A 4858-nucleotide genomic window follows, 5' to 3' on the forward strand; every position below is an offset into this window, starting at 1 on the left:
GGTAGAAAATGATCTTTCGATAACTAAATTTGATACGAATGAAATAAAAAAACTTTATAAGACCTTAGATAAATCGTGGAGGCTATACAATGAGCTACCAGAAGGAATTATTGGCGAACTGAAGTGTAGTGTAAATAATTTCGATGAACAAAAAATTAAATACGAGAATTTCGTGAAGAAATTTATATGTAGCGAAAAAGACGTGAGAGGTATCTTGCAATCAAATTTTTATAAACTATCAAATAAATATATTGATAACAGTATCAGCAGTATTAATACACATATAGAAGATCTTCAAGGAAGAATAAATAACTTAAAAGAAAAAAATATGGATGCAATTGATTTAGAGAACAGCGTAGTCATGATCAGGGAACAAAAACTAAGAGTTGGTGAAAATACTCCAGAGATAGAAGAAGATATTTCTACTTTCAACGATAAAGCAAATGAATGCCTTAAAATAATAATATCTATCACTTACAATATAGAGAAAATTCGAGATATTATGGGCAAACATTTAATTATATGGAATTGATTCTGTATAAACGGTATAATGAAAGTAAATAAACTAGGTTATCAGGAGATAAGTTGACGGATTTATATCACCAATATATTAATTTCGGCGTACTTAGAATTATCAATTGCTCATAGCTTTTTATGCGGCCTTCTACGCTCGATTAGGCCCTGTGACTCAGTCTTCCGGTCGAGGATTTCAGATGACGATTTCTCTTGAAGCGCTCAAAAAACAGGCCCGACAGGAAAGCCGGTCTGGCGCATTGTCTTACACGCAGGCGCTCGAACAACTCTCCAAACGGCACGGGTTCCGGACGTTTGCGGCCCTGAAGGCCAGTCTCTCCAGGTCAGTGCCCGTGGATCTTCTTCAGCACTCAAACACTAAGAAAATACTTACGTCTCCTTGCGGGCTGAAGTGGACGCTGGTCGAGCCGGTTTTCGTCGGAGACTTAGAGGATGCTCCTCCATTTTCCATGGATCAGATCGAGCCGATAGGCGACCGGATGATTAAGACCACTCATTCCATTCCTCTGCCCAAAGAGCTTGTCGAGTATCTGGAGCCCTTATGGAACGCCAATGTCGCGGACGTTTCTAAGAACGACGCCTCGTAGAGTACGTGCCTGCTCCCCCGTTCGCCGAAAGACTGACCCAGTTCAGTCTTGAGCTGGGGCGTCTGGATCAGGCGCTGAGAGGGGCATCAGCGGCGCCCGCTGTTATCTTCAGACAACGCTTGGCCGCCATCCGGCGCCACGGCGCTGTCGATGGCTGGGTAATTGATCCCTGGTATCTCGTCGCTGAACTCCACGGTCTCGTTCCGAGAGTAATCGGGCAGGACAGCTTTGAGCGCGGCACGACCGTGGATGCTGCCTCTCATGCCTTTACGATCTGGCGTTGGTATGCTCGCCCGGATGAGATGCAGGCGAGCGCCATTGCCGAAGCGGAAGCGTTTCTGAGCGAGCAGTCGTCAGGTTGGGGACCTATCCTCGATGCAGGGATCGCTTTTCATCGCTGGCTGGAGTCCAGTCGTCCCCGTGCTCCCTTCTGTGCAGCGTTAGGCCGCTACTGGCACTCCCATGATATTCTCCGGACGCCTTTGATCCTGACCGGCATTGAGTCACTCACGCCAGGAACCCCTTGGGAGATCGAGCCTTGGCTGTGCTGGTGGCTCGATGCTCTTCTGGCCGAAGTCCGCGAGGCGCACGACCTTCTGCGCCAGCTAGAACGAGCCAGAAGGCAGGCGCTTGAAAGATGCGGCGCGCAACGTCGGCATTCGCGCGCCCCCCAGGCGATCAATGTGCTGGCAATCCAGCCGCTTGTGTCCGCGTCCATGCTGGCGGATCGTCTCGGCATGTCGCTGAAAAGCGCGCTGCAGCTTCTCAGCGTGTTCCAGGACCGAAGCATTGTTGTGGAAGTTACGCACCGGGCGGCTCATCGCCTGTTCGGTCTTGCCGGACTGAACCCTCTCCGCGACGTTGTGACACCACCCAAACGACCCACTCCCGGCCGAAAACGCGGGCGACCGCGCAAGAATGATCTGTTCACGGCGCACTCTGTCCTGGCGGACGAGATGACGCAGCCCCCGCCGCTCACCCGGCTGGATCCGGTTCAGTTCGATTATGAGGATCTGGCTGCAGCCATGGATCAGGCGAATGAAGCCATAATGCGAAGTTCCCTTCTAATCGCCCGCCTCAAGGGAAAGACGGCCAGCTAGATCGCTTATCTGTTCAGAAAACCTGAAGAGATGACTCTTTCAGCGGTCTCTGCAGTTTCAGGGCGGCCGGTGTGGGCGCCGTCAGCCAGGTCTCTATTTCTTCCCGGTCTTCCAGAATGACGGGCATGGCTTTGGGATGGTAGGGCGCGACCACTGCGTTTGCTTCCGTCGTCAGGAAGCCGAACAGATCGGCCGTGACCTCGCCTTCCTTGAGTTTGCGCACCGAGGTCCAGGATGTCCAGATCCCGGCAAAAAAGCGGAGAGGCTTTGTCTCATCCGCTGCAAACCATACCGGATGAAATGATCCGTCATCCTGGCGCGCCTGTTCCGAGAAAGCCGTAAATGGCACGACGCAGCGATGCGAAACGCCCAGCCAGCGTCGCCAGTGCGGAGACGCCGGATTGCGGATGTTCGTTACCCCCCGGTCGACCTTGCGTCCTTTGAGGGCAAACGCCGGAGACGGCATGCCCCATCGGGCCAGAACCAGCTCCCGACCGTTCTGCCCGTTGCGCACAATCGGCGCCGCGTAATCCGGATAGACATCCGGCATGAGGGGAAGATTGCCAGTATGGTCATTGAGAACCTCCGCAAGAGCGCGGATCTCATCCTGTGAGGACGTCTGGGCATAGAGGTTACACATGATCGCTCGTCTGCTCTGAAGCCGTATATCTTATCTGAGAAATTCTTTTAGAGAAGAACACGGAGCGCTGCGGCTGCGTTCCTTTGTTAGAAGAAATAAAAGCTATTGTTGTTTGCGCAATGGACTTGTGGGCAGAGCTGCGCCTTCGGGGTCAGGTCGTAAGAGCTGTCCCAAAGGCGTGAGCGGGCGCCTCAAGCGGCTGTCCACAAATCCATAGCCTTAATCTCCCTGTTCCCCAGAAAAGATGGATTTTTTCTCAAGCTAGCTTGCCGAGGAAGGGGCCGGTAGTACACATTCGAGTGCAACTTTTATGAAGTAATCCAAATTTTCGTTCGTTAAATGCATGTTTCCTTCCCAATCTATGTCTTCCGGATCCTTAGAAACCACTTTCCCTTCAAGGGTGGTTCTCTTAGTGAAATTTGTATCCGAATTAAAATACTCTGGATTTGAATGATATAGTTCTTTTGCACACTTACTATTGTGCTTTATTGTATTTGCAATCATTCGCAATTTGTCTAATTGTGGTGGAATAAAGAATCCACGCTTTTGGAGAGAAGTGACAATTTTTTCATGATTGGGCTTTTTCGGAAGATCCTCTAGCCATACCTGAGCGGAGCGCTCCCAATGGTGATATATTAACACTAAGAATGCTTTGCGGAGGAGCATCAGGTTCTCCTCTGCATCGCTTATCATCGCCAGCAGATGATCACTTTCATATCCACAATCCATCCCGTCTTCGTCGATTATCTCCCAGGTTCGCTCTCCACGAGATATGGCCTCTTCGATGTCGCGAAACTCTTTCTCGATAATAGCAATATCTTGAAGAAAGGGCTTACTCGCTGCATGAAACGATTCACCAAGTCTTTGAAGACCATTCCTATAACGACGCAACTCTATGTCGAGGAGTAACTTCCTAATATCCATTATTTTGCTTCCATTTTCCGTTAAACCGTAAGTTCCGGCTACCTTTTTATTGGACCGTTTCAAGCATAGGACTTAATTTACAGGAAGTTGTCAAATCTTCGATATCCCCATTTTTGCGGATAATCGGTGTGTTGCTAGTAAGACAGGATATCGCGAATTTAGCTTGCATCCGATAGCGGTTTGTTCTCTTTATGTTCTCGTTGAGGAGAACAGTCATGACTTCAAACGCGCTGGCGCGTCTGCGCGAGCAGGTCCGATGCCTGGAGCGTCGGAGCCTGCCTCATTCCCCCTTTCGGGTGCTGCCAACAGGCCTGCAACCGGTCGATAATCATCTGGGTGGTGGCCTCAAAACCGCCAGCCTGCATGACATCCTGGTGCCCGATCCGCTCGAGATCGGAGCCAGCCTCGCCCTGCTTCTGCCTCTGCTCGCGCGCAGTGGCCAGCCTGTTTTCTGGCTGGGGGCGGTTCCCCCTCAGCTTCATGCCTGGGGACTGCGTCAGACCGGGACGTCGCTCCGGCACCTGATCTGCGTTGAGAGCGATGACACCAGTGTTCTGGCCGTCGCCGAGGACATCCTGCGCGGTCCCGAACGTGCTCTTGTCGTGATAGCCGGTCCGCATATTCCCTCCCTGACAGAAGTGCGTCGTCTAAACCTCGCCGCCGAAAGCAGCGGAAATACCGGCTTCTTCCTGCGCCCTGTCAGCGTCTCCCGCTCCTCTGGAAAAGACCCCTGTGCCTGCGCCACACGCTGGCAGATCACCTCTCATCCTTCAGCCCCTCTCTGTCTGCCGGGACTGGTTCTGCCGCTTCCCGGCCCCCGCCGTCTTTCCGTCTCGCTGCTGCGGGTGCGGGGAGGACGTCCTGCCCACTGGCTCCTCGACTGTCCTGACCATGCGCCGCTTTCTCGCCCTCTGGCTTCCCTTCTGGCGCACCGAGCGCCTCCAGCTCTGCCAGCCGGATCATTACCCTCCCGATCGCCCGCTTGTCGTGCACGCGCCTGAGCACAACCGCCAGACGCTCACGGCCGTCAATCCGGTGGCACTGGCGGCAGGGCTGAGACCCGGCCAGCCGCT

6 protein-coding genes are annotated in these 4858 nt (G+C 52.5%); 4 read left to right on the plus strand and 2 right to left on the minus strand.

What is annotated here, in order from left to right; all coding sequences use genetic code 11:
- From R5H23_RS15685 to R5H23_RS15695, 3 genes are all read left to right on the plus strand, one after another.
- Positions 1-532, plus strand: a 532-nt coding sequence (locus R5H23_RS15685) for a hypothetical protein (protein ID WP_317215993.1), incomplete at its 5' end; no start/stop codon positions are given.
- A 181-nt stretch (positions 533-713) separates the two neighbouring features.
- Positions 714-1121, plus strand: a complete 408-nt coding sequence (locus R5H23_RS15690; RefSeq protein WP_317215994.1) for a hypothetical protein — start codon at positions 714-716, stop codon at positions 1119-1121.
- Positions 1122-1126: 5 nt separating this feature from the next.
- Positions 1127-2221 (plus strand): hypothetical protein, encoded by a 1095-nt coding sequence (locus tag R5H23_RS15695; RefSeq protein ID WP_317215995.1) that lies wholly within the window; start codon positions 1127-1129, stop codon positions 2219-2221.
- A gap of 13 nt (positions 2222-2234) precedes the next feature.
- Here the strand turns inward: R5H23_RS15695 and R5H23_RS15700 are convergent, their stop codons facing one another.
- Positions 2235-2861 carry an SOS response-associated peptidase gene (locus R5H23_RS15700; protein ID WP_317215996.1) on the minus strand — a complete coding sequence of 209 codons (627 nt, stop codon included), beginning with the start codon at positions 2859-2861 and terminating at the stop codon, positions 2235-2237.
- Between the two features lie 261 nt (positions 2862-3122).
- Complete coding sequence (locus tag R5H23_RS15705) at positions 3123-3785, minus strand: hypothetical protein (protein ID WP_317215997.1); 663 nt, start codon at positions 3783-3785, stop codon at positions 3123-3125.
- A 215-nt stretch (positions 3786-4000) separates the two neighbouring features.
- Between R5H23_RS15705 and R5H23_RS15710 the strand changes: the two genes are divergently transcribed.
- Complete coding sequence (locus R5H23_RS15710) at positions 4001-4786, plus strand: hypothetical protein (RefSeq protein ID WP_317215998.1); 786 nt, start codon at positions 4001-4003, stop codon at positions 4784-4786.
- Positions 4787-4858: the final 72 nt, after the last annotated feature.

The sequence above is a fragment of the Gluconobacter sp. GP1 genome (assembly GCF_032913585.1).
Taxonomy (GTDB): Bacteria; Pseudomonadota; Alphaproteobacteria; order Acetobacterales; family Acetobacteraceae; genus Gluconobacter; species Gluconobacter cerinus.

What these genes read in the sequence shown, in the direction of transcription:
- R5H23_RS15710 (WP_317215998.1), top strand. Translation starts at nt 4,001, where the DNA reads ATGACTTCAAACGCGCTGGCGCGTCTGCGCGAGCAGGTCCGATGCCTG.
- R5H23_RS15705 (WP_317215997.1), bottom strand. Translation starts at nt 3,785, where the DNA reads ATGGATATTAGGAAGTTACTCCTCGACATAGAGTTGCGTCGTTATAGG.
- R5H23_RS15690 (WP_317215994.1), top strand. Translation starts at nt 714, where the DNA reads ATGACGATTTCTCTTGAAGCGCTCAAAAAACAGGCCCGACAGGAAAGC.
- R5H23_RS15700 (WP_317215996.1), bottom strand. Translation starts at nt 2,861, where the DNA reads ATGTGTAACCTCTATGCCCAGACGTCCTCACAGGATGAGATCCGCGCT.